Origin of the sequence: Candidatus Reidiella endopervernicosa (assembly GCF_013343005.1) — a bacterium.
In the GTDB taxonomy this organism is placed as follows: Bacteria; Pseudomonadota; Gammaproteobacteria.
In genome coordinates this window covers 2,203,217-2,223,122 of the sequence record NZ_CP054491.1, presented here as the reverse complement: position 1 = coordinate 2,223,122, position 19,906 = coordinate 2,203,217, and the positions used below count along the sequence as shown (strand labels likewise).

General features: G+C 54.2%; 16 protein-coding genes. 10 read left to right on the top strand and 6 right to left on the bottom strand.

All coding sequences use genetic code 11. The annotated features are described in order from the left end of the window. Nucleotides 1-5: 5 nt before the first annotated feature. Nucleotides 6-605: a PAS domain-containing protein gene (locus tag HUE57_RS12325; protein WP_174673295.1), complete on the bottom strand. Its 600-nt coding sequence runs from the start codon at nucleotides 603-605 to the stop codon at nucleotides 6-8. Nucleotides 606-710: 105 nt separating this feature from the next. Beyond that, the gene (locus HUE57_RS12320) at nucleotides 711-1,244 is read right to left on the bottom strand and encodes a PAS domain S-box protein (RefSeq protein ID WP_174673294.1); all 534 of its coding nucleotides are present in this window, start codon (nucleotides 1,242-1,244) and stop codon (nucleotides 711-713) included. Between HUE57_RS12320 and HUE57_RS12315 the strand changes: the two genes are divergently transcribed. The 3 genes from HUE57_RS12315 (at nucleotide 1,208) to HUE57_RS12305 (ending at nucleotide 2,054) form a co-directional block, all read left to right on the top strand. Next, entirely contained in the window at nucleotides 1,208-1,483 is a 276-nt protein-coding gene (locus tag HUE57_RS12315; RefSeq protein ID WP_174673293.1) for a hypothetical protein, read from the top strand. The two genes, HUE57_RS12320 and HUE57_RS12315, sit on opposite strands and share 37 nt — an antisense overlap. Then, nucleotides 1,476-1,763, top strand: a complete 288-nt coding sequence (locus HUE57_RS12310; protein WP_174673292.1) for a hypothetical protein — start codon at nucleotides 1,476-1,478, stop codon at nucleotides 1,761-1,763. The genes HUE57_RS12315 and HUE57_RS12310 overlap by 8 nt, the downstream gene beginning before the upstream one ends. 147 nt (nucleotides 1,764-1,910) lie before the next feature. Next, nucleotides 1,911-2,054 (top strand): hypothetical protein, encoded by a 144-nt coding sequence (locus tag HUE57_RS12305; protein ID WP_174673291.1) that lies wholly within the window; start codon nucleotides 1,911-1,913, stop codon nucleotides 2,052-2,054. Between the two features lie 14 nt (nucleotides 2,055-2,068). Here the strand turns inward: HUE57_RS12305 and HUE57_RS12300 are convergent, their stop codons facing one another. Next, nucleotides 2,069-4,048, bottom strand: a complete 1,980-nt coding sequence (locus HUE57_RS12300; protein WP_272902039.1) for an ankyrin repeat domain-containing protein — start codon at nucleotides 4,046-4,048, stop codon at nucleotides 2,069-2,071. Between the two features lie 43 nt (nucleotides 4,049-4,091). Further along, on the bottom strand, nucleotides 4,092-4,583 hold the full coding sequence (locus HUE57_RS12295; RefSeq protein WP_174673289.1) for an NAD(P)-binding domain-containing protein: 492 nt from the start codon (nucleotides 4,581-4,583) through the stop codon (nucleotides 4,092-4,094). On the opposite strand from HUE57_RS12295, the gene HUE57_RS12290 reads away from it, so the two are divergent. After that, entirely contained in the window at nucleotides 4,514-4,777 is a 264-nt protein-coding gene (locus HUE57_RS12290; protein WP_174672482.1) for a hypothetical protein, read from the top strand. The genes HUE57_RS12295 and HUE57_RS12290 overlap by 70 nt on opposite strands. 55 nt (nucleotides 4,778-4,832) lie before the next feature. On the opposite strand, the gene HUE57_RS12285 is transcribed toward HUE57_RS12290, so the two are convergent. Then, entirely contained in the window at nucleotides 4,833-5,681 is an 849-nt protein-coding gene (locus tag HUE57_RS12285; RefSeq protein WP_236860590.1) for an NAD(P)-binding domain-containing protein, read from the bottom strand. A gap of 294 nt (nucleotides 5,682-5,975) precedes the next feature. Between HUE57_RS12285 and HUE57_RS12280 the strand changes: the two genes are divergently transcribed. The 5 genes from HUE57_RS12280 to HUE57_RS12260 are packed head-to-tail and all read left to right on the top strand — an operon-like array spanning nucleotide 5,976 to nucleotide 17,904. Next, a complete protein-coding gene (locus HUE57_RS12280; RefSeq protein ID WP_078483616.1) occupies nucleotides 5,976-6,851 on the top strand; it encodes a hypothetical protein in 876 nt (291 codons plus the stop codon). Further along, nucleotides 6,851-8,437 carry a cytochrome c3 family protein gene (locus HUE57_RS12275; protein ID WP_078483617.1) on the top strand — a complete coding sequence of 529 codons (1,587 nt, stop codon included), beginning with the start codon at nucleotides 6,851-6,853 and terminating at the stop codon, nucleotides 8,435-8,437. Before HUE57_RS12280 ends, HUE57_RS12275 begins: the two co-directional genes overlap by 1 nt. Before the next feature lie 12 nt (nucleotides 8,438-8,449). Next, on the top strand, nucleotides 8,450-10,360 hold the full coding sequence (locus tag HUE57_RS12270; RefSeq protein ID WP_174673288.1) for a cytochrome c3 family protein: 1,911 nt from the start codon (nucleotides 8,450-8,452) through the stop codon (nucleotides 10,358-10,360). Nucleotides 10,361-10,382: 22 nt separating this feature from the next. Next, nucleotides 10,383-15,467, top strand: coding sequence for a hypothetical protein (locus HUE57_RS12265; protein WP_174673287.1), 5,085 nt, complete (start codon nucleotides 10,383-10,385; stop codon nucleotides 15,465-15,467). Between the two features lie 19 nt (nucleotides 15,468-15,486). Further along, complete coding sequence (locus HUE57_RS12260) at nucleotides 15,487-17,904, top strand: SPOR domain-containing protein (RefSeq protein ID WP_078483619.1); 2,418 nt, start codon at nucleotides 15,487-15,489, stop codon at nucleotides 17,902-17,904. Nucleotides 17,905-17,926: 22 nt separating this feature from the next. Here HUE57_RS12260 and HUE57_RS12255 read toward each other — a convergent pair whose 3' ends face one another. Continuing rightward, the gene (locus HUE57_RS12255; RefSeq protein ID WP_174673286.1) at nucleotides 17,927-19,777 is read right to left on the bottom strand and encodes a hybrid sensor histidine kinase/response regulator; all 1,851 of its coding nucleotides are present in this window, start codon (nucleotides 19,775-19,777) and stop codon (nucleotides 17,927-17,929) included. On the opposite strand from HUE57_RS12255, the gene HUE57_RS12250 reads away from it, so the two are divergent. Beyond that, the gene (locus HUE57_RS12250; RefSeq protein WP_174673285.1) at nucleotides 19,741-19,878 is read left to right on the top strand and encodes a hypothetical protein; all 138 of its coding nucleotides are present in this window, start codon (nucleotides 19,741-19,743) and stop codon (nucleotides 19,876-19,878) included. The two genes, HUE57_RS12255 and HUE57_RS12250, sit on opposite strands and share 37 nt — an antisense overlap. Nucleotides 19,879-19,906 lie beyond the last annotated feature (28 nt).

The following is a 19,906-nucleotide window of genomic DNA, read 5'->3' as shown; positions in this document are numbered from 1 at the left end:
TGGCATCAAGGTCGGTGATGACAACACTCTCCGGCTCTGCTCGACGGCCAGTGATAACTTCTGCAGTTCCAGCTCCATCTGTTTGCGCTCAGTGATGTCCAGGCCGATGCTTCCGAGCAGCCACTGTCCCGTGGCACCTTCGAAGGGGAATTTGAATATTTGCCAGTCTCGGTATGGCCATCCTGGTCGGGAAATACTTCAATAAATTCGCTCGACTTGCCACTTTCGATCACGGCCTGATCGCTGGCCCAACATCGCTCAGCAACCTCATGTGAGAGCAGATCGAAAATCGTGGTGCCGGGTGCCTGTTCTTGTCCAATACCGAAAACCTTGCAGGCGTATTCGTTCATATAGAGGTGACGACCTTGCGCATCCTTGATCCAGGCGATACCGGGAATTGTCTCCATAAAGGTGTTGAAACGCTGCTCACTCTCCTTCACAGCAGACAGATAGCGGCGATTTTGAACTATGCGCCAAATCTCGTTGGCGATGAGCTGTACTGTCTCCATGTCCTGCTCAACGTAATCGGAGGGCTTGTTACCGACACCGGTAAGCATGACCACTTGTTCGTTCTCAATCACCGGCACCAAAATCAGCCGTTTCAATTCTGTATTGCCTTCGAGCAGACCCGTGAGTCTGAGTTATTGGCATAGTCGTTGAACACCACCGGCCTCTTGCGACGAATGACCTCGGCCAGAATGCCAGCATCACTAACCAGCATCACTAATTGGATAGCAGCTGTCGGTGTCACTATTGCGGTTGTGATCCTGGGTATCGCATGTCCAGGTCACCAGTTCGATGATTTTGTTATCAACATCGACGAAGTGGATGAAGGAGTCGTGACTCTCGGTAAGCTCTCCGCCAGCTCCTGGCCGAGTTGCATAAAGGCCTTCTCGGAGACTCTCAGAGTCGTGTGGCAATTCCAGCAGCGCCTGGGCACGTTTGGCCTCGTTGAGTAGACGGGTTTCTGCCTGTTTACGCTCGGTGATGTCACGGGAGATGCACTGCATGTAGCGCCGGTCTCCATCAATAACGAGTGTCATTCGGCATTCGACCGGGACGATGGCTCCACCCGGTTGCAGGAAGGGGAGGTTGGCTGTTTCACCACCACTGGCTGCACAGAACTCGTCAAATCGCTGTTTAGCATTTTCGATTAGATCAGTGGGGCGCAGTTCCCATACATGGGTCTGTCGGGGAGTCGCTATTTTTGCGGAAGCATGTTTTGGGCATCCAAGCCCAAGCAAGCGGCAAATACTTAACGCGACCGTTTATGCCTACGGCGCCCCGACCGTCCTGCGTACGTTGCGTAATCACCTCTTCGCGGCTCTACACAACTCCCTCAGTGACTCTACGCCGACATAAAGCCGCTGCTGCATCTTCTTCGTCGTTCGCTCGCGCTCTCAACTACGAATATGCAGACGGCGTCGACTATCGCGGACTAACCGCCTTCGCTTCGCTATCCATGGCGGTCAGCGATGGTTGATGCCTTTATGGAAATCGCTGATGACTTTTATGCTATTTCTCAGGAATACGCTGATTCTGAGGAAGATGTGATGGCCAAGGTACGGACCGATCCCATGCATCAGGCTAATCTGGTCAAACCCCATTATATAAAGCCCACCGACGCAGCAGGGCGGCGAGTTCTTTACGATAACTTGGTTTTAATACAGGTAGAACCATTTCCGAGCACCTGCGGTATTAGAATAATGATCAATAGAACAATCAGTTATCTATTTGCTATGCTCGGTATTTACTGTACTTAACATAATATACATTATGCGTAGTTATAATTATTATGTATCCAGTGAAGAGGGATTCTAAAACAGCCCAACCGGGGAGTCGCTATTTTTGCGAAAGTTTGTTTTGGGCATCCAAGCCCAAGCAAGCGGCAAATACTTAACGCGACGTTTATGCCTGCGGCGCCCCGACCGTCCTGCGTTCGTTGCGTAATCACCTCTTCGCGGCTCTACACAACTCCCTCAGTGACTCTACGCCGACATAAAGCCGCTGCTGCATCTTCTTCGTCGTTCGCTCGCGCTCTCAACTACGAATAGGCAGACGGCGTCGACTATCGCGGACTAACCGCCCTCGCTTCGCTATCCATGGCGGTCAGCGGTAGACCGCTCTTTTTGCTCTGCTTATTCAGTAAATCCGCTATCTGCTGCTGTTTGGCACGTTGTGCGTAGTCGATGGCCTGCTGACGCCTGTTATCTCTTAATGAGTGATCAGCACCTTTGGTAAGGAGTATTTTAGCGATGTCTGTATGTCCATTTTCCGCAGCTAACATGAGCGCGGTTCTGCCGTCGTGGCTCTTTTGATCAACCGACGCACCTGCATCGATCAGTAGTTTTAAGATCTCGGGTTGGTTATGTTTCGCGGCAGCCATTACTGCCGACTGACCGGATGTGGTGACGCCATTTACACCTGACACAGACACCAGCTTATCCAGTAGCTGGCTTACCGTATCAACCCGGCCATTTATTACCGCACGATGTAACGGTGTCTCTGATTGATTATCGGCAATGTCAGCCCGAGCTCCGTTACTGAGCAGATGCGACACACATCCTTCACAGCCAGCCTCAACACCGTACCAAAGCGCTGTACGACCCAGCTGATCGACCTGATCGATCTCACGCCGAGTAAGATCTATCCTTTTAAATAGATGATCAGCCTTTTGCATGGCCAACAACATAAGTGCAGTTTTGCCTTCACCGTCTGCATTAGATACATCCGCTCCGGCATCAACTAACAGTTTTGCGCTCTTTAGGTCGTTCGCTTGTAGCGCCAGCAGTAATGCCGACTCGCCTTTGTGATTGAGTCGATGAATATTTGCTCCAGCCCTGAGAAGTTGCTGCACGGCATCTTGCTGTTTATTACCTGCAGCCAACATCAACGCCGTTGATCCGTTCTTCGCTGCGAGACCGATATCTGCACCAGCATCGATGATCAATTGTAAGATCCCCTGGTGGTCAGCCCAGGCTGCACGTGCCAGGGCCGTGTATCCATTGGGATCACGCTCATTGAGCTTAACGTCTTGTTTTAACAGCGCTTTGACCAACGCCTTGTCGCCACGCCAGGCTGCCACCATGAGTGGGCTCCAACCTTTATAAGCGTCCTGATTATTAAGTTTTTCTCCCCTTTGAATGGCATCAGCTACGATCTCACTCCGCTGTCTCTCAACACCGGTATTCCCTGGTTTGGCGCCATATTTTGTTAATAGCGCGATGATCTGCGTGCCGTTTGGGGCGCGTGATGCAAAGTCGATGGCGCTCTCACCCTCTCTATTTCGTATATTCGGGTCTACACCCGCCTCAAGAAGCATCATTGCAATGGCTTCACGGCCATATCGAACCGCCGACATTAAAGGTGAGTTACCGCTCCCATCTAGATGATATATATCATATTTTAGTGAAAGCAGTAGCTTGACCATCTCTTCATCACCGGCCTCGATAGCCAACGATATAGGGGTCTCATTATCCAGGTTGCTTTGATGAAGTTCGCTACCATTTCTAACAAGATCGGCAACTATTTGAGGATGTTTGCCCCTGATAGCCGATAGCAGCGCAGTCTCTCCGTGTAGATTAGGGCGATCAGCTACTCCACTATTGAGTAACATCCGCACCCTCTCCCGCTTACCTCTAGCCGCTGCCAGTCGAAGCGAATCTGGAGTGACAACCAGAACCTCATCCCCAATCCGCTTTAATCTCGCCTTAGCCTGCCGACTCCCCTGTGCTTTTGCTTTTTCATACCAGTAACGCGCCTGCTCCAGGTCAATCTCACCACCCTGCCCCTGCTCAAAGATCAGACCGAGGTTGTACTGCGCCTTAACGTACCCCTGATCTGCGGAGGCCTGCATCCACTTGAAGGCAAGCGCCTGATCAAGCTCCACACCGCGCCCGGTCAGATAGAGTGATGCCAGTTGGTACTGTGCCTCTGCTGCACCCGTTTGGGCCAGCTGTTGATAGAGCTGAAAGGCACGTTGATAGTCATGAATTCTGACCGCTGCGCGCGCTTCACCAAGTCTCGCATCCGCAGCCTGAAGTGGCATCGAAACAAGCGTGCTGTAGATCAGCAGCAGAGTGGCTAGACGATTACGCTGTGCCATATTTCGTCTCGATATCAATACCGATCTGCTTCAGGAACGGTGTGGGCAAGATACCTCCGGCAAGCACAATAACGGCATCATTAGACTGCTCAATTAACTCACCCTGTTGCTCGATCTCGATCCGATCTTCAGTGATGCGCTTCACGTTGGAGCGAAATAGAACCTTTAAGTTTCCCGCCGCCTCGGCGGCCTGAACACGCTGCCGGTTCTTCTCCTTGGCACGATTAAAGGCTTCACTTCGGTAGGAGAGTGTCACCTCCGTGCCCTCCTCTTCGGCCAGCGATGCGGCGGCCTCCAGTGCGCTATCACCACCGCCAACCACCACCACCGACTGTCCACGGTATTGCTCTGCATCAACCAATCTGTAGACGACCTTGTTCTGTTCCTCACCCGGTACACCGAGTTTTCGTGGCGTACCACGGCGTCCAATCGCCAGCAGTAGGGTGCGAGCTCGGGAGTCGCTATTTTGCGGAAGCATGTTTTGGGCATCAAGCCCAAGCAAGCGGCAAATACTTAACGCGACCGTTTATGCCTACGGCGCCCCGACCGTCCTGCGTTCGTTGCGTAATCACCTCTTCGCGGCTCTACACAACTCCCTCAGTGACTCTACGCCGACATAAAGCCGCTGCTGCATCTTCTTCGTCGTTCGCTCGCGCTCTCAACTACGAATAGGCGAGCGGCGTCGACTATCGGGGACTAACCGCCTTCGCTTCGCTATCCATGGCGGTCAGCGACGGTAACTACGCTTATTACTTGTCACCTCGAAACCACCCTCAACCGAGGCCACCGCCTCTAATCGCTCTTCAAAATTGATCTGAAGTTCGTGCTTCTCAACGACACCGCTCCAGAACTCAAGCAGCCGCTCCTTGGTGGTCTCCTTAAACCTGGTTTTTCCCACCAGAGGAAGTTTTACCGGCGCCGTCATTACAACCTTGCCACGTGGGTAGTGGGCAACCGTCCCCCCAAGACTCTCCTGCTCCAGCGTTATAATTGACATTTTGCGCTCTTTTGCCACCAGGTTCGCTGCAATTCCCGCCGGACCCGCACCCACGACCAGCGCATCGATCCAATCCCCTTCCTTTTTTTGGGGAGATACCTTATATATCGATTCCATTGCCTGCCTCCCCTGCTCTGAGGCATTTCTAATCAACCCCATGCCACCCAGCTCACCAGCAATATAGATTCCAGGTACGTTGGTCTCGAATGACTCATCAATCTGCGGAATGTCGACACCCCGTTTTTCGGTACCAAACACCAGCGTTATAGCCTTCATTGGGCAGGCGCGAGCACAGGCACCATGACCGATGCAGTGTGAAGGCGAGATCAACTCGGCGCGTTTCTTGATCAGTCCCAGCACCAGATTCTCAGGACATGCGGTTACACAGGAGCCGCAACCGATGCACTTGGTGGTGTCTATCAGTGGGTGCAGTGATGCTGGTTCTGTCAAACCTGAAGAAATAGTCTCTCTTTTCGCGGCCAGTGCATGCCGCTCTTTCATAAAGGCCAGCACAATGTAGCTCAGCAAAATCACCAACATTGGTGAAAAATAGAGAATCTGTCCCATTTCAATATCCAAAATCATTCTCCGCCACGACTCACTCCACTCACTCACTCACTCACACCAACTATCAACTTTAACTATGACTCTTATCTAACTGATACTTCTAGCTAATAGATGCTTAAGGCATCAATTTCGATATTTTTCCTTCTCGCTATTTATCAATAACCGATCGATCAAACAGCAAATGTCGACCGGTTCACATTAACCACAATTCCCTGTTGTTATTTCTACGTTTTGGGATATTATTCCCATTATTGAAATTAGACAAGCTCCAGAGACGAGCTTTGCAATGGACAGTGAGAGAGAGCAATGGGCGCTACAACAACCGAACGACAGGGGTGGGGAGCAGTTTTCAGTGGACTGATAACGCTGAGTTTTGCTGCAGCCGTAGTCGTCGTCCTCTATCTCGGTTGGCGTGTCAGTGGTGAACGTCACATCATCGCCGAAGAGGGAACCGGATATACGCTCGGTATTGTCGGCGCCTCACTGATGGTTGCACTACTGCTCTACCCACTGCGGAAAAACGCACGTTTTATGCGCCATCTTGGTCCGGTCAGTTACTGGTTCAGGCTGCATATGCTGTTTGGTGTGGCCGGTCCGGTCTGCATCATCTTCCACGCCAACTTCAATCTCGGCTCACTCAACAGCCAGGTCGCACTCTTCTGCATGATCCTGGTGGCCTGCAGCGGGCTGATCGGGCGTTACTTCTACACCAAGATCCACTTCGGCCTCTATGGTCACAAGGCGACACTGGTTGAACTGCGCGAACGACTGGAGAAGAGCGAGAACCAGATCCTCACCAGTGTCGCCAACCAGCAGCAGATTCAACAGCTACTCGATCAGTTAGTTGAACGCTCACTCTCCGTCTCAACCCTGGGCGGTGGGATCTGGCGCATGCTGACTACCGATCGCGCCATTAGTCGACGACAACGGCTGTTGAAAAAGGAGATAAAAAGATCGATCAAGGCAGTCGCTGCCAAACAGGGCTGGAGTCGCCCGGAGCAGCGACAAAGAAGACGAGAGAGTATTCGCGAGACAACCGCTTTCTTCCACACTGCACGCAAAGTCGTGCAGTTAAACGTTTTTGAACGCCTATTCGCCCTCTGGCACCTCTTCCACCTCCCCTTCTTCCTGATGATGGTCGTGGCCGGCATCGTCCATATCGTCGCAGTGCACATGTACTGATGAGCAATATGCCCAACAACATTGGCGAGATTTTTCTGTTTGCACTGTTGCTGCTCGGCTCCAGTCCGCTATGGGCCGCCTCGTTCGAAACCCTGTTGATGCCGGGCAAGGTGATCGAGGGACACGCCAAGTATGAGGAGCAGTGTGAACGCTGCCACGCCAACTTCAGCAAGGATGAACAGCGCACGCTCTGTCTCGACTGCCACGAGAAGGTGGCGGCCGACATCAACAAAGATGAGGGATACCACGGTCTCGATAGCGCGGTAGGCGAAACCGCCTGCCGCAGTTGCCATACCGATCACAAGGGGCGTGACAAAAAGATCGTACACCTCGATCCACACGGTTTTGATCACGACCTGACCGACTACAAACTCGAAAAGCGTCACCAACAGGTCGCCTGTATCGCCTGTCACCCCAAAGATCGCAAACACCGCGACACGCCTCAGCTCTGTATCGACTGCCATAAAAGCGACGACCCACATCGCGGTAATCTGGGCAAGAAGTGTAACGACTGTCACTCAACTACAGGCTGGCAGAAGAATCGTTTTGACCACGACAAAAGTGACTTCAAGCTCAAGGGCGCACATAAGAAGGCGAGCTGTAACAGCTGCCACATCGATCAACGCTATAAAAAGACACCCAAGCAGTGCATCGCCTGCCACCAGATCAACGACATCCATCTGGGTGGTTTTGGGGAAAAGTGTGAGAGCTGCCATAACAACGAGAAGTGGGAGAAGGGAGAGTTCAATCACGACAAAAAAACCGAATTCCCACTCCGTGGCGTGCACACCAAACTCGCCTGTAACAGCTGCCACAACAGCAAACTCAACCGGGCCGATAACAAGGGCAACCCGGGTAAAACCTGTATCGCCTGCCATCAGCAGCGTGATCGACACCGCGGCAGTTTTGGTGAGAAGTGCGACAAGTGCCACAACAACGAGAGCTGGAGCAAGACCAGGTTTGATCATCAACGCGACACCAAGTTCTCACTGGATGGAAAACATGGTGATCTAAGTTGTAGCAGTTGCCATCAGGCGGGGCTGTTTGAGAAGAAGCCAGAAAAGAGCTGCACCTCCTGTCACAAGGTTGATGATCCACACGGTGGCAAACTAGGTAAAGAGTGCCAGCAGTGCCACAACAGTGATAACTGGCGCAAGAAGATCGCCTTCGACCACGACCTGACCCGCTTTCCCCTGATCGGCCTGCACACCACCACCCCCTGTGGTGAGTGTCATCTCGACCGGAGTTATCAGCAGACCGAACGCGACTGTTACGCCTGTCATCAACAGGATGACAGCCACGAGGGACTGCTCGGTAAACAGTGCGCCAGTTGCCACAACCCCAACGACTGGAAGCTATGGCTCTTCGATCACGACACCCAGACCAAATACCGACTCGAGGGTTCGCATCGCGGCCTCAAGTGTGAGGCGTGTCATATCGATCCGGTCACCGAGCAGCGCGCAGAGCCACGTCGCTGCATCAGCTGTCATCGCGACGAGGATGCCCACTGGGGCACATTCGGCAAGCAGTGTGAGCAGTGTCACCTGCCGACTCAATTTGAAGAGATCGTTCTGCCGCGGCAGTAGCCGGGAGTGATTATGGATATCGGAATACAAAAACTGATTCGCCAACTATCGACCGAGTCACTTCACCACATACTGCTGATGGTGCTGATGCTACTGCTACTCGTCTTCCTCCCCTCCATTGCCGCCGCAGAGCGTTTTGACCACTTCACCACCGGCTTCCCACTCGAAGGAGCACACGCCTCGACCAACTGCACCAGTTGCCACATCGGCGGTGAGTTCAAAGGGGCTCCGACACGCTGTAGCAGCTGTCACTCCAGCGGCAGTCGGATCAAGGCTTCGAGCAAGGATGCACGCCATATCTCCACCAGCTCCAGCTGCGATGACTGTCACAGCAGCAGCGGCTGGTCTCCTGTGCGTCAGGTCGATCATCTCTCGGTTCTGGGTAGCTGCAGCAGCTGTCACAACGGCGGCAGCGCTGAAGGGAAAACGTTCAATCACGTCAGCAGCTCGAGTAACTGCAGCGATTGCCACTCCTCCACCGCCTGGAGCCCGGCCCGTTTTAACCATATCGACATCACCGCCAGCTGCAGCAGCTGCCATAACGGAGTGACGGCTGAGGGCAAAGGGGTGCGTCACATGAGTACCACCAACGCCTGTGAGGAGTGTCACTCAAGCCGCGACTGGTCGCCTGTGATTCGCGTCGATCATCTGGCCGTGCTCGGTAGCTGCTCAAGCTGCCATAACGGCTCGACCGCCACGGGTAAAACCGCTAACCACATTACCAGTGGCAGCAGCTGCGATGACTGTCATTCGACCAACGCCTGGAGCCCGGCCAATTTCGATCACGATAACGCCACTGGCAGCTGCTCAAGCTGTCATAACGGCATTGCAGCCACCGGTAAAAACGTACGCCACATCGCTTCAACCAATAGCTGCGAGGATTGTCACAGCAACCGCAGCTGGTCGCCTGTAATCCGTATCGACCACCTGGCCGTGACCGGCAGCTGCTCAAGCTGTCACAACGGCTCCACTGCCGAGGGTAAACCAGCCAACCACATTGCCAGCGGTAGTGGTTGCGACGACTGTCACTCCACTAGCGCCTGGAGTCCGGCCGGATTCGACCACTCCAGCGTCTCATCCAACTGCATCAGCTGTCACAACGGCACCACGGCAACGGGCAAGAACACACGCCACATCGCCACCACCAATAGCTGTGAGGATTGCCACACCAATCGTAGCTGGTCGCCGGTGATTCGAGTTGACCACCTCTCAGTCACCGGCAGCTGTTCAAGCTGTCATAACGGCTCCACTGCCGCTGGCAAACCGGCCAACCATCTCAGCAGCGGTAACAGTTGCGACGACTGCCACAACACCAACGCCTGGACACCGGCGCTGTTTGATCACAATCAGGTCTCGCCCGGCACCTGCAGCAGTTGCCACAACGGGCTAACTGCGACCGGTAAACCGCTAACCCATCTACAGACCTCAGCACAGTGCGACATCTGCCACTCTATCCGTGCCTGGTTACCGGCGATTTTCAACCATGATGACGTCACCGGTAGCTGTGCCAGTTGTCATAACGGCACCTCAGCACCGGGCAAGCCGAGCAATCACTTTGTCACCAGTCAGGGCTGCGATAGCTGTCATCGCAATAGCAGCTGGACACCCACGACGTTCCGTCACAACTCAGCCGCCTACCCTGGCGACCACCGTGGCAACCTCAGCTGCACCAGTTGCCACCGCAGTAATAGCGAACAGGTCACCTGGTCGAGCGGCGCCTATAAACCCGACTGCGCTGGCTGCCACGCGGGTGACTATGAGCGTGATGAACACAAGAAGTATGAGAACCCCGACAGTTACTACTCGGTGAGTGAGCTACGCGACTGCTCGGGTAGCTGTCACGTCTATACCAACAGTTCGATGACAAGCATTAAAAAGCGGCGCTCGAGCGAACACCGCGTCAGCGATTCCGATTTTGACTAACAACATGGATAGAGAGTCGATCATGCCAAACCCAGTGAACATCGCTCGTACGATTGTGTTGGCGCTAATGCTGCTATTCACGGTAACGACTCAGGCGGCCAACAATGCGGCATTCGACCACTTCACTACAGGCTTTTCACTCGATGGCGCACATGCCACCACCAGCTGCACCAGCTGTCACCTCAATGGGGAGTTTAGATCGGCACCGACAACCTGCAGCGGTTGCCACGGCAGCACCGGCCGTGTGCAGGCCTCGGCCAAACACGCAAAACACTTTCCGACTAGCAGTCGCTGTGACAGTTGCCACAGCAGCAGCGGCTGGTCACCCGCGCGTGAGGTCGATCATCTGGCGGTGGTGGGCAACTGCACCAGCTGTCACAACGGTAGCAACGCAACCGGCAAATCAATCAACCACGTCAGCAGCTCCAGTAGCTGTAGTGACTGTCACTCCTCCACCGCCTGGACACCGGCCCGTTTCAATCATGTAGGCATTACCGCTTCCTGCCTCAGTTGTCATAACGGCGTTACCGCTGAGGGTAAATCAATCAACCATGTCAGTAGTGATAACAGCTGCAACGATTGTCACACCACTACCGCCTGGAGTCCGACCACCTTTGATCACACCGGTATTGAGGGGAACTGTACTAGCTGCCACAACGGCGTGATCACCGATGGAAAATCGAGCCGTCACATAGCCACCACCAATAGCTGTGAAACCTGCCACGCCACACGAGGCTGGTCGCCTGCGATTCGTGTCGACCACCTCGCTGTGCTCGGCACCTGCTCTAGCTGTCACAACAATTCAACGGCACTTGGTAAGCCAGCCAACCATATCGCCAGTAGCAACAGTTGCGACGACTGTCATACCAGCAGCGCCTGGACACCGGCCGACTTCGACCACAGCGTTATTACCAGCAGCTGTTCTAGCTGCCACAACGGCGTCTCGGCCACCGGCAAAACGACACAACACCTCTCTACCACCAGCGTCTGTGAGGAGTGTCACTCCAACCGCAGCTGGTCACCGGTAATCAAGGTTGAGCATCTGGCTGTGACCGGCACCTGCTCAAGCTGTCACAACAACGCTGCTGCTCTCGGTAAACCGGCCAACCATATTGCCAGTAGTAATAGCTGCGACGACTGCCACAGCAGCAGTGGATGGCTACCGGCTGATTTCGATCACGCCTCTATCTCAGGGAGCTGCAGTAGCTGTCACAACGGCATCTCGGCAACTGGGAAAACGGTGTTGCATCTGGCAACGAACAATAGCTGTGAGAGCTGCCACTCCAACCGCGACTGGTCACCCGCCATCAAGGTCGATCACCTGGCGGTGAACGGTAGCTGCTCGAGCTGCCACAACGACACCACCGCTCCCGGCAAGACAAACAACCATATCCCCAGTGGCAGCGTCTGCAGCGACTGCCATACCAGCAACGCCTGGAGCCCGGCCAATTTCGACCACTCCAATGCCTCGGGTAGCTGCTCGAGTTGTCACAACGGGAGTTCGGCAACGGGTAAAACCTCACAGCATATCGCCAGTAATAGCAGCTGTGAGTCGTGCCATAACAGCCGCAACTGGTCACCCGTGATTCGCGTTGATCATCTGGCCGTCAGCGGCACCTGTAGTAGCTGTCACAACGGCTCGACTGCGTTGGGCAAATCATCCAACCACATCCCAAGCAGTAGTAGTTGTAGCGATTGCCATTCAACAACGGCATGGTCCCCTGCGAACTTTGACCACTCAAACGCTTCTGGCACCTGTAGCAGCTGTCATAACGGCATCTCGGCAAGTGGAAAAACGAGCCAACACATCGCGACTACGAATGCCTGTGGCGAGTGCCACTCCAACCGTAGCTGGTCGCCTGTGATTCGAGTCGAACATCTGGCCGTCTCGGGAACCTGTAGTAGCTGCCATAACGGCTCGACCGCACTGGGTAAAACCGCCAACCACATCGTAAGCAGTAATAGCTGTGACGACTGCCACACCAGCACGGCATGGAGCCCGGCCAATTTCGATCACGACGCGGTGACCAGTAGCTGTTCCAGCTGTCACAACGGTAGCTCTGCCACCGGAAAGAACAGTGGTCACATCGGCTCCACCAGCAGCTGTCAGGATTGCCACTCCAACCGTAGCTGGTCACCGGTAATTCGTGTTGACCACCTGGCAGTACAGGGGAGCTGCTCGAGCTGTCACAACGGTGCCACGGCGCTGGGTAAACCGTCCAACCATATCGCCAGTGGTAATAGCTGCGACGACTGCCACACCAGTAACGCCTGGTCGCCAGCCAACTTAGATCACTCTGCCATTACCGCCAGCTGTTTGAGTTGCCACAACGGTGTCTCGGCGACGGGTAAGAGCACGCAGCACCTCAGCACCACCAACGTCTGTGAGGATTGTCACTCTAACCGTGGCTGGTCACCGGTGATCCGGGTTGAACATCTGGCGGTGACCGGTACCTGCTCCAGCTGTCATAACGGTGCCACAGCACTCGGTAAATCCTCGAACCACATCACAAGCGGCAATAATTGTAGCGACTGTCACTCCACCTCGGCATGGTCGCCCGCCAACTTCGACCACTCCAACGTCAGTGGCAGTTGCTCTAGCTGTCATAACGGAACCAGCGCCGAAGGGAAGACGCCACAACACATCACAACCACCAACGCCTGCGAGGAGTGTCACAGTAACCGCAGCTGGTCACCGGTGATTCGCGTCGAGCATCTGGCGGTGACCGGTACCTGCTCAAGCTGTCACAACGGCGCAACCGCACTGGGTAAAAGCTCAAACCATATACCGAGCAACAGCAGCTGCAGTGACTGTCACTCGACCACTGCGTGGAGCCCGGCCAACTTCGACCACTCCAGCGTGACCGCCAGCTGTTCAAGCTGTCATAACGGCGTCTCGGCAACTGGGAAAAATACCCAACACATCAGTTCGACAAATAGTTGCGCCGAGTGCCACGGCAACCGCAGCTGGTCACCGGTGATCCGTGTCGAACATCTGGCGGTACTTGGAACCTGTTCCAGTTGCCACAACGGTTCCACCGCCCTCGGCAAACCGTCCAACCACATTACGAGTGGTAACAGCTGTGACGACTGTCATACCAGCAGCGTCTGGTCTCCGGCCAATTTTGATCACAACAGTGTGACTGCCAGCTGCTCGAGCTGTCATAACGGTGTCTCGGCCACAGGTAAAAACGTACAACACATCTCGAGTACCAACAGTTGCGCAGAGTGTCACTCCAACCGCAGCTGGTCACCGGTGATCCGTGTTGAACATCTGGCCGTCACCGGTAGCTGTTCCAGCTGCCACAACGGCTCGACGGCACCAGGCAAACCTTCGAATCATATTGCTAGCGGTAACAGCTGTGATGACTGCCACACCAGTAGCGCATGGAGCCCGGCCAACTTCGATCATTCAACGGTCTCAGCGAGCTGCAGCAGCTGTCATAACGGTGTTTCAGCGACGGGTAAAAACGTTCAACACATTGCCACTACCAACAGCTGTGAGGAGTGTCACGGCAACCGTAGCTGGTCGCCAGTGATCCGCGTGGAGCATCTCGCCGTCGTTGGTAGCTGCTCAAGTTGTCACAACGGTTCTACAGCCCTCGGCAAACCGTCAAATCACATAACCAGTGGCAATAGCTGTGACGACTGCCATACCAGCAACGCCTGGAGTCCCGCCAACTTTGACCACTCGACAGTCTCTGCCAGCTGCAGTAGCTGTCATAACGGCGTGAGTGCAACCGGCAAATCGGTGCAACATATCGCCTCTACCAACAGCTGTGACGAGTGCCACGGTAATCGTAGCTGGTCGCCAGTTATCCGCGTCGAACATCTCGCCGTGGTGGGTAGCTGCTCAAGTTGTCACAACGGTTCCACGGCACTCGGTAAACCGTCTAACCATATTGTCAGTGGTAATAGCTGTGATGATTGCCACAGCAGCAACGCCTGGAGCCCTGCGAACTTCGATCACTCTGCAGTGACCGCTAGCTGTTCGAGTTGTCACAACGGTGTCTCAGCCACCGGGAAAACGGCGCAACACATCAGCTCGACCAACAGCTGCGACGAGTGCCACTCCAACCGCAGCTGGTCACCGGTGATTCGGGTTGAGCACTTGGCCGTACTCGGCACCTGCTCCAGTTGTCATAACGGCTCCACCGCGTTGGGTAAACCTTCCAACCACATTGCTAGCAGTAATAGTTGTGATGACTGCCATACCAGCAACGCTTGGTCACCGGCCAACTTTGATCACAGCAGTGTGAGCGCCAGCTGTTCGAGCTGCCATAACGGCGTCTCAGCAACCGGTAAGAACACTCAGCACATCAGCACTACCAATAGCTGTGAGGAGTGCCACAGCAACCGTAGCTGGTCGCCGGTGATTCGCGTTGAACACCTCTCTGTACTAGGCACCTGTTCAAGCTGTCACAACGGCTCTACGGCACTTGGCAAACCGGTCAATCACCTGCCCAGCGGCAATAGCTGTGATGACTGCCACAGCACCAACGGCTGGACACCGGCACTGTTTGATCACAATCAGGTCTCAGCTGGCACCTGTAGTAGCTGTCATAACGGAGTCACTTCAAGCGGAAAACCGCTGACCCATATCACCACCAGCGCCCAGTGTGATATCTGCCACACCATTCGAGCCTGGTTGCCGGCAACCTTCAGCCATGACGATGTCAGCGGAAGCTGTACCAGCTGTCATAACGGTGTTTCAGCACCGGGCAAACCCAGTAGTCACTTCATTACCAGCCAGAGCTGCGATAGTTGCCATCGCAATACGAGTTGGACACCGACCACCTTCCGTCACAGTTCAGCCGCCTACCCTGGCGACCATCGTGGCAACCTCAGCTGCAGCAGCTGCCACCGCTCCAATAGTGAACAGGTGACCTGGAGCAGCGGTGCCTATAAACCCGATTGCGCAGGCTGCCATGCGGGTGATTACGAGCGCGATGAGCACAAGAAGCATGAGAATCCCGATGGCTACTACTCAGTGAGCGAACTGCGCGACTGCAGTGGTAGTTGTCACGTCTACACCAATAGTTCGATGAGCACGATAAAAGAACGTGAGTCTGGCGAGCATCGCGTCAGCGACTCATCTTTCGATTAACCCATAACTGGATCGACCCATGTATATAACTATCCAACGCCTTAGAACACTACTCGCTGTAGCACTCCTACTTCCGCTGCTGCTGATCAACATCGGCAGCGCCGCTGCTGAGGTGCGGATGATTGAGGATATCCTGCCAACGGTCGAACAATCCTCCGTCACACTGCAGATCCGCTTCAGCACCGCGATGCAGTATCTCTCTCATGCACCCCATAGCCATGGCAAGGAGCTGCAGATCAGTCTGCGCCCGCGAGATATACGCATCGATAGCGATAACATGTTAATTGGCGAGGAGCAGGTCACCTGGGATTCGAGTCGCGATGTGCCACTGGACGAGGTACGTTACGAAGGACGCGGTCAGGATGACTACACTCTGATTGTCAGTTTCAGCCGCGTAACCGACTACGAGGTCAATCCTGATCCCGACATGCAGGGTCTGACGATCCGACTACCACGAGTGACATCAGCCACACCTAAGCCATCGACCAGCAAAGCAGCGACACTGGTTTCCCTCCCCTATGTGATCAACCTCGAGTCTTCACTCAAGCCAATCGATCTGGCAGATCACGCCAGCCTCAAACAGCACGCCAGGCGACAGGCCTATGTGGTCGATTTTGAACAGAATCAGCGTACCTGGTATCGCCTGCGCCTCGGCTTTTTTGCCACCCGTAGTGAGGCCAGCGAGATGCTCAAGCAGCTCACTGCCAATTATCCCAAGGCGTGGGTTGCCCGCGCCAGTCAGAGCGAGGTCGAGAAGAAGACGGAAACAGCCGCTGTGAAACCTGTCGCAACCCCCTTGGCCACCCGACCGCCTTTGCCGCTTGAGCGTATCGAATCGCTGATGGAGGAGGCTCGCAAGGCGATGTTGGGCAGCGACTACGGTCGTGCCATCCGTATCTATGCGCGTCTGATCGAACATAAAGAGAATCCAAAGGGACAGCAGGCACTGGAGTTGCTTGGAAGTGCGCGTGAGCGTAACGGACAGCTGGCTCAGGCCAAGGCAGCCTATGAGCAGTACCTCTCGCTCTATCCAGAGGGAGAGCCAGCTGAGCGTGTGCGACAGCGTCTAGCAGCACTGATCAGTGCCCCCGACCGCCCCAAGGAGAGCCTGCGTGCGGCCAAGGGAAAACGTACCATTGATGAGGCGCAGTGGACTCTGTTTGGTGGTTTCTCTCAATACTATCGACGTGACATCAACAGCATTGATGAGGAGGAGTCGACGGTTAACCAGTCCTCACTCTCCACCGACCTTGATGTCACCAGTCGCAGGCGCAGTCATGATAGCGAGTTCCGCACCCGTTTTACTGGTGGATATCTGCACGATTTCCTTAATGATGGTGAAGATAACGAGAGCCGTATCAGCTCTCTCTACGCTGAAGCCAGTCACAAACCATCCGGGCTTAGCGGTCGCGTTGGGCGTCAGACTCGCAGTAGTGGCGGTGTATTGGGACGTTTCGATGGTGGCCTGCTCAGCTATCAGGCCACCTCTTGGGGCAAGCTCAACATGGTTGCAGGCTTCCCGGTCGATCGTACCTCTGATCCCCTCACCACAGACCGCAATTTTGTCGGTGCGAGTATCGACCTTGGCACCTTCTTTAACGCCTGGGACTTCAGCCCCTTTATCATCGAGCAGCGTGTTGCCGACATTACCGATCGACGTGCCGTCGGTGCCGAGCTGCGCTACTTCCACCCTGAGCGTTCACTACTAGGACTGGTCGACTACGACATCTCCTACGACGAGCTCAACACCGTGATGCTGCTGGGCAACTGGAAGATCGGCTCCCACAGCAACATCAATCTCACACTCGACCACCGTCTCACGCCGATTCTTACCACTCGCAATGCAATTCAGGGACAGCTGGTCGAGGGTGTTGAACAGCTGCTCAGCAGCTTCACCGAGTCGGAGATTCGCCAATTGGCAGTTGATCGTACTGCACGTAGTAACACTGCAGTATTCGGTTTCTCCACGCCGATCTCAGAGCAGGTTCAGCTCAACGCCGACATCACCGCCACCAACCTACAGGGGACGCCCGCATCAGGCGGAGTTGAGGCGATACCGGGAACCGGTAACGAGTACTACTACAACATGCAGTTGATGGGCAGTAATCTGATCAAACAAGGCGATACGGCCGTACTCGGCCTACGCTTTGCCGACGGTAGCACCTCGAGTACCACCACGATGTTGCTCAACACCCGTTATCCAATCACCAGTAACTGGCGCCTCAATCCGCGTGTGAAACTGAGTTACCGCGACAATAAAAACGATGGCCGAACCCAGTGGACCCTCTCACCGGCGGTCCGTATGGACTACCGTTGGAAACGTCGTATTCACTTTGAACTGGAGGCGAGTGGTGACTGGTCGACCGAGCAGCTGGCTAGCGATACCACCAATACACACGGCTACTACCTGACGGCCGGCTATAGAATCGATTTCTAATAAAAAACAGCCCTGATGTCGACTAATCGTCACCGTCGAGTAGTTTTCTAATAGTCGATAACAGCAGCTGGTTATCGATCGGTTTTCGTACAAAGCCGTTGAGTGGGTTCTCTAGCCACTCGGGCGATTGAGGCTGTTCAGAGTTACCGCTGCACAGAATGAGTACCGGCAGATCTTCTCGTTGCTGACGTAGATCCTTGGCCAGCTCGACCCCGGTCATGCCCGGTATTGCATAGTCAGCAATGAGGAGATCGATATGCTTAAGCTGCTCACGTGCACTATCAACAATCTGCTTCTCTTCAGTGGTGACAACCACCTGATAGCCGATACTTTCCAGTAGCTCCGCAATAAAACCTGCAACGGAGTGATCATCGTTGACCAATAGTATTCGGGCTGGTGTAACGACTCCATCAACAATTGACTGGGTGGGCACACTGAGTTCTTCCGAGTCATTCACCGCTGACGCTGGGACCAACACCCTAAAGTCAGTTCCACCCTCGGGTTTCGTATTGACCAGAATATGTCCGCCATATTCGTGCACGATGCCATGCACCATAGAGAGCCCCATGCCACTCCCCTTACCCACCTCCTTGGTGGTAAAAAAGGGGTCGAAAACACGCATTAAATTTTCAGGATCAATACCACTACCACTATCACTAACGGAGAGCTCCACATAGTCACCAGAAACACCACTCTGGCAAGAGGCACAACTATCATTAACAATTGTTGTTAAGTTGAGTTTTACATCAATACAGCCACTCTCTGCGATCGCATCTCGGGCATTGATACAGAGGTTCATAATCACCTGATGGAATTGAATCGGATCAAAGTTAATCGGTGGAAGATCCTCATCAAGGCTAAGCGCGATAGTAATATTGCTAGGGATTGTCGATCGCAGTAGCGATATCGCCTCTTTGACCAACGGCGCCGCTGGCAGAGACCTTGGCTCACTTGTACCAGCACGACTGAATGCCAGCATCTGTGCAATCAGATCACGCGCACGTCGACTCGCCTGATCTATACGATTTAAATACTCTGCAAGTTTATTGCTGCTTTCGTCTTGAGACTTTGTAAATCTGGCCAATGCGAGACTGGTGTATCCCATGATGCTGGCAAGAATATTGTTAAAGTCGTGTGCAATACCTCCCGTGAGCTGACCAATCGCCTCCATCTTCTGAGCCTGCTTTAGCTGTTTCTCCACTTCACGCTGTTCACGCTCCATCGCTTTGCGCTTACTGACATCGCGCTTTATAGCAACAAAATGGGTAATCTCCCCCCGCTTATTGATCACCGGCGTGATGGTCTGCTCCTCATGGTAGAGCGCACCATCCTTACGGCGATTAATCATCTCGCCCTGCCACGACTCCCCAGTGGTTATCACTCCCCACAGCTGGTTATAAAACGCTTCGCTTTGGGAGCCCGATTTAAGAAGTCGCGGGGTCTGCCCGACCATCTCATCAAGCGCATATCCGGTTACCCTCTCCGTTGCTGAGTTAGCCCACTCGATGACACCTTCACCGTCAGTAATAAGGACAGCATCGTCCGTCGATTCAAGCACCGCTCTCTGTAGCAGCAGTTGTCGTTCGTTACTCGTCTGCTCACTGATATCCTGAATGGTACCCATGATATGTGAGAGTCGGCCATTGTCGTCAAAATGGACGTGTCCACGCATGATAACGGTACGCTCACCGACATCACGTCGCTCAACCCTGAATTCGATATCGAGTGGTAGATAATGTTTTCGAGTGTTTTCGATGGCCTTCATAACCACCTGCCGATCTCTGGGTTGAACGATTGCGAGCAGTGTTTCGAAGGATGGCCGGGGAGTCGCTATTTTTGCGGAAGCTTGTTTTGGGCCTCCAAGCCCAAGCAAGCGGCAAATACTTAACGCGACCGTTTATGCCTACGGCGCCCCGACCGTCCTGCGTTCGTTGCGTAATCACCTCTTCGCGGCTCTACACAACTCCTCACTGACTCTACGCCGACATAAAGCCGCTGCTGC

Excerpts from the sequence above, each read along its gene's own strand:
- HUE57_RS12270 (WP_174673288.1), top strand. The coding sequence starts at position 8,450 with ATGGATATCGGAATACAAAAACTGATTCGCCAACTATCGACCGAGTCA.
- HUE57_RS12295 (WP_174673289.1), bottom strand. The coding sequence starts at position 4,583 with ATGCTTCCGCAAAATAGCGACTCCCGAGCTCGCACCCTACTGCTGGCG.
- HUE57_RS12280 (WP_078483616.1), top strand. The coding sequence starts at position 5,976 with ATGGGCGCTACAACAACCGAACGACAGGGGTGGGGAGCAGTTTTCAGT.
- HUE57_RS12275 (WP_078483617.1), top strand. The coding sequence starts at position 6,851 with ATGAGCAATATGCCCAACAACATTGGCGAGATTTTTCTGTTTGCACTG.
- HUE57_RS12265 (WP_174673287.1), top strand. The coding sequence starts at position 10,383 with ATGCCAAACCCAGTGAACATCGCTCGTACGATTGTGTTGGCGCTAATG.
- HUE57_RS12300 (WP_272902039.1), bottom strand. The coding sequence starts at position 4,048 with ATGCCACTTCAGGCTGCGGATGCGAGACTTGGTGAAGCGCGCGCAGCG.
- HUE57_RS12310 (WP_174673292.1), top strand. The coding sequence starts at position 1,476 with ATGGTTGATGCCTTTATGGAAATCGCTGATGACTTTTATGCTATTTCT.
- HUE57_RS12260 (WP_078483619.1), top strand. The coding sequence starts at position 15,487 with ATGTATATAACTATCCAACGCCTTAGAACACTACTCGCTGTAGCACTC.
- HUE57_RS12305 (WP_174673291.1), top strand. The coding sequence starts at position 1,911 with ATGCCTGCGGCGCCCCGACCGTCCTGCGTTCGTTGCGTAATCACCTCT.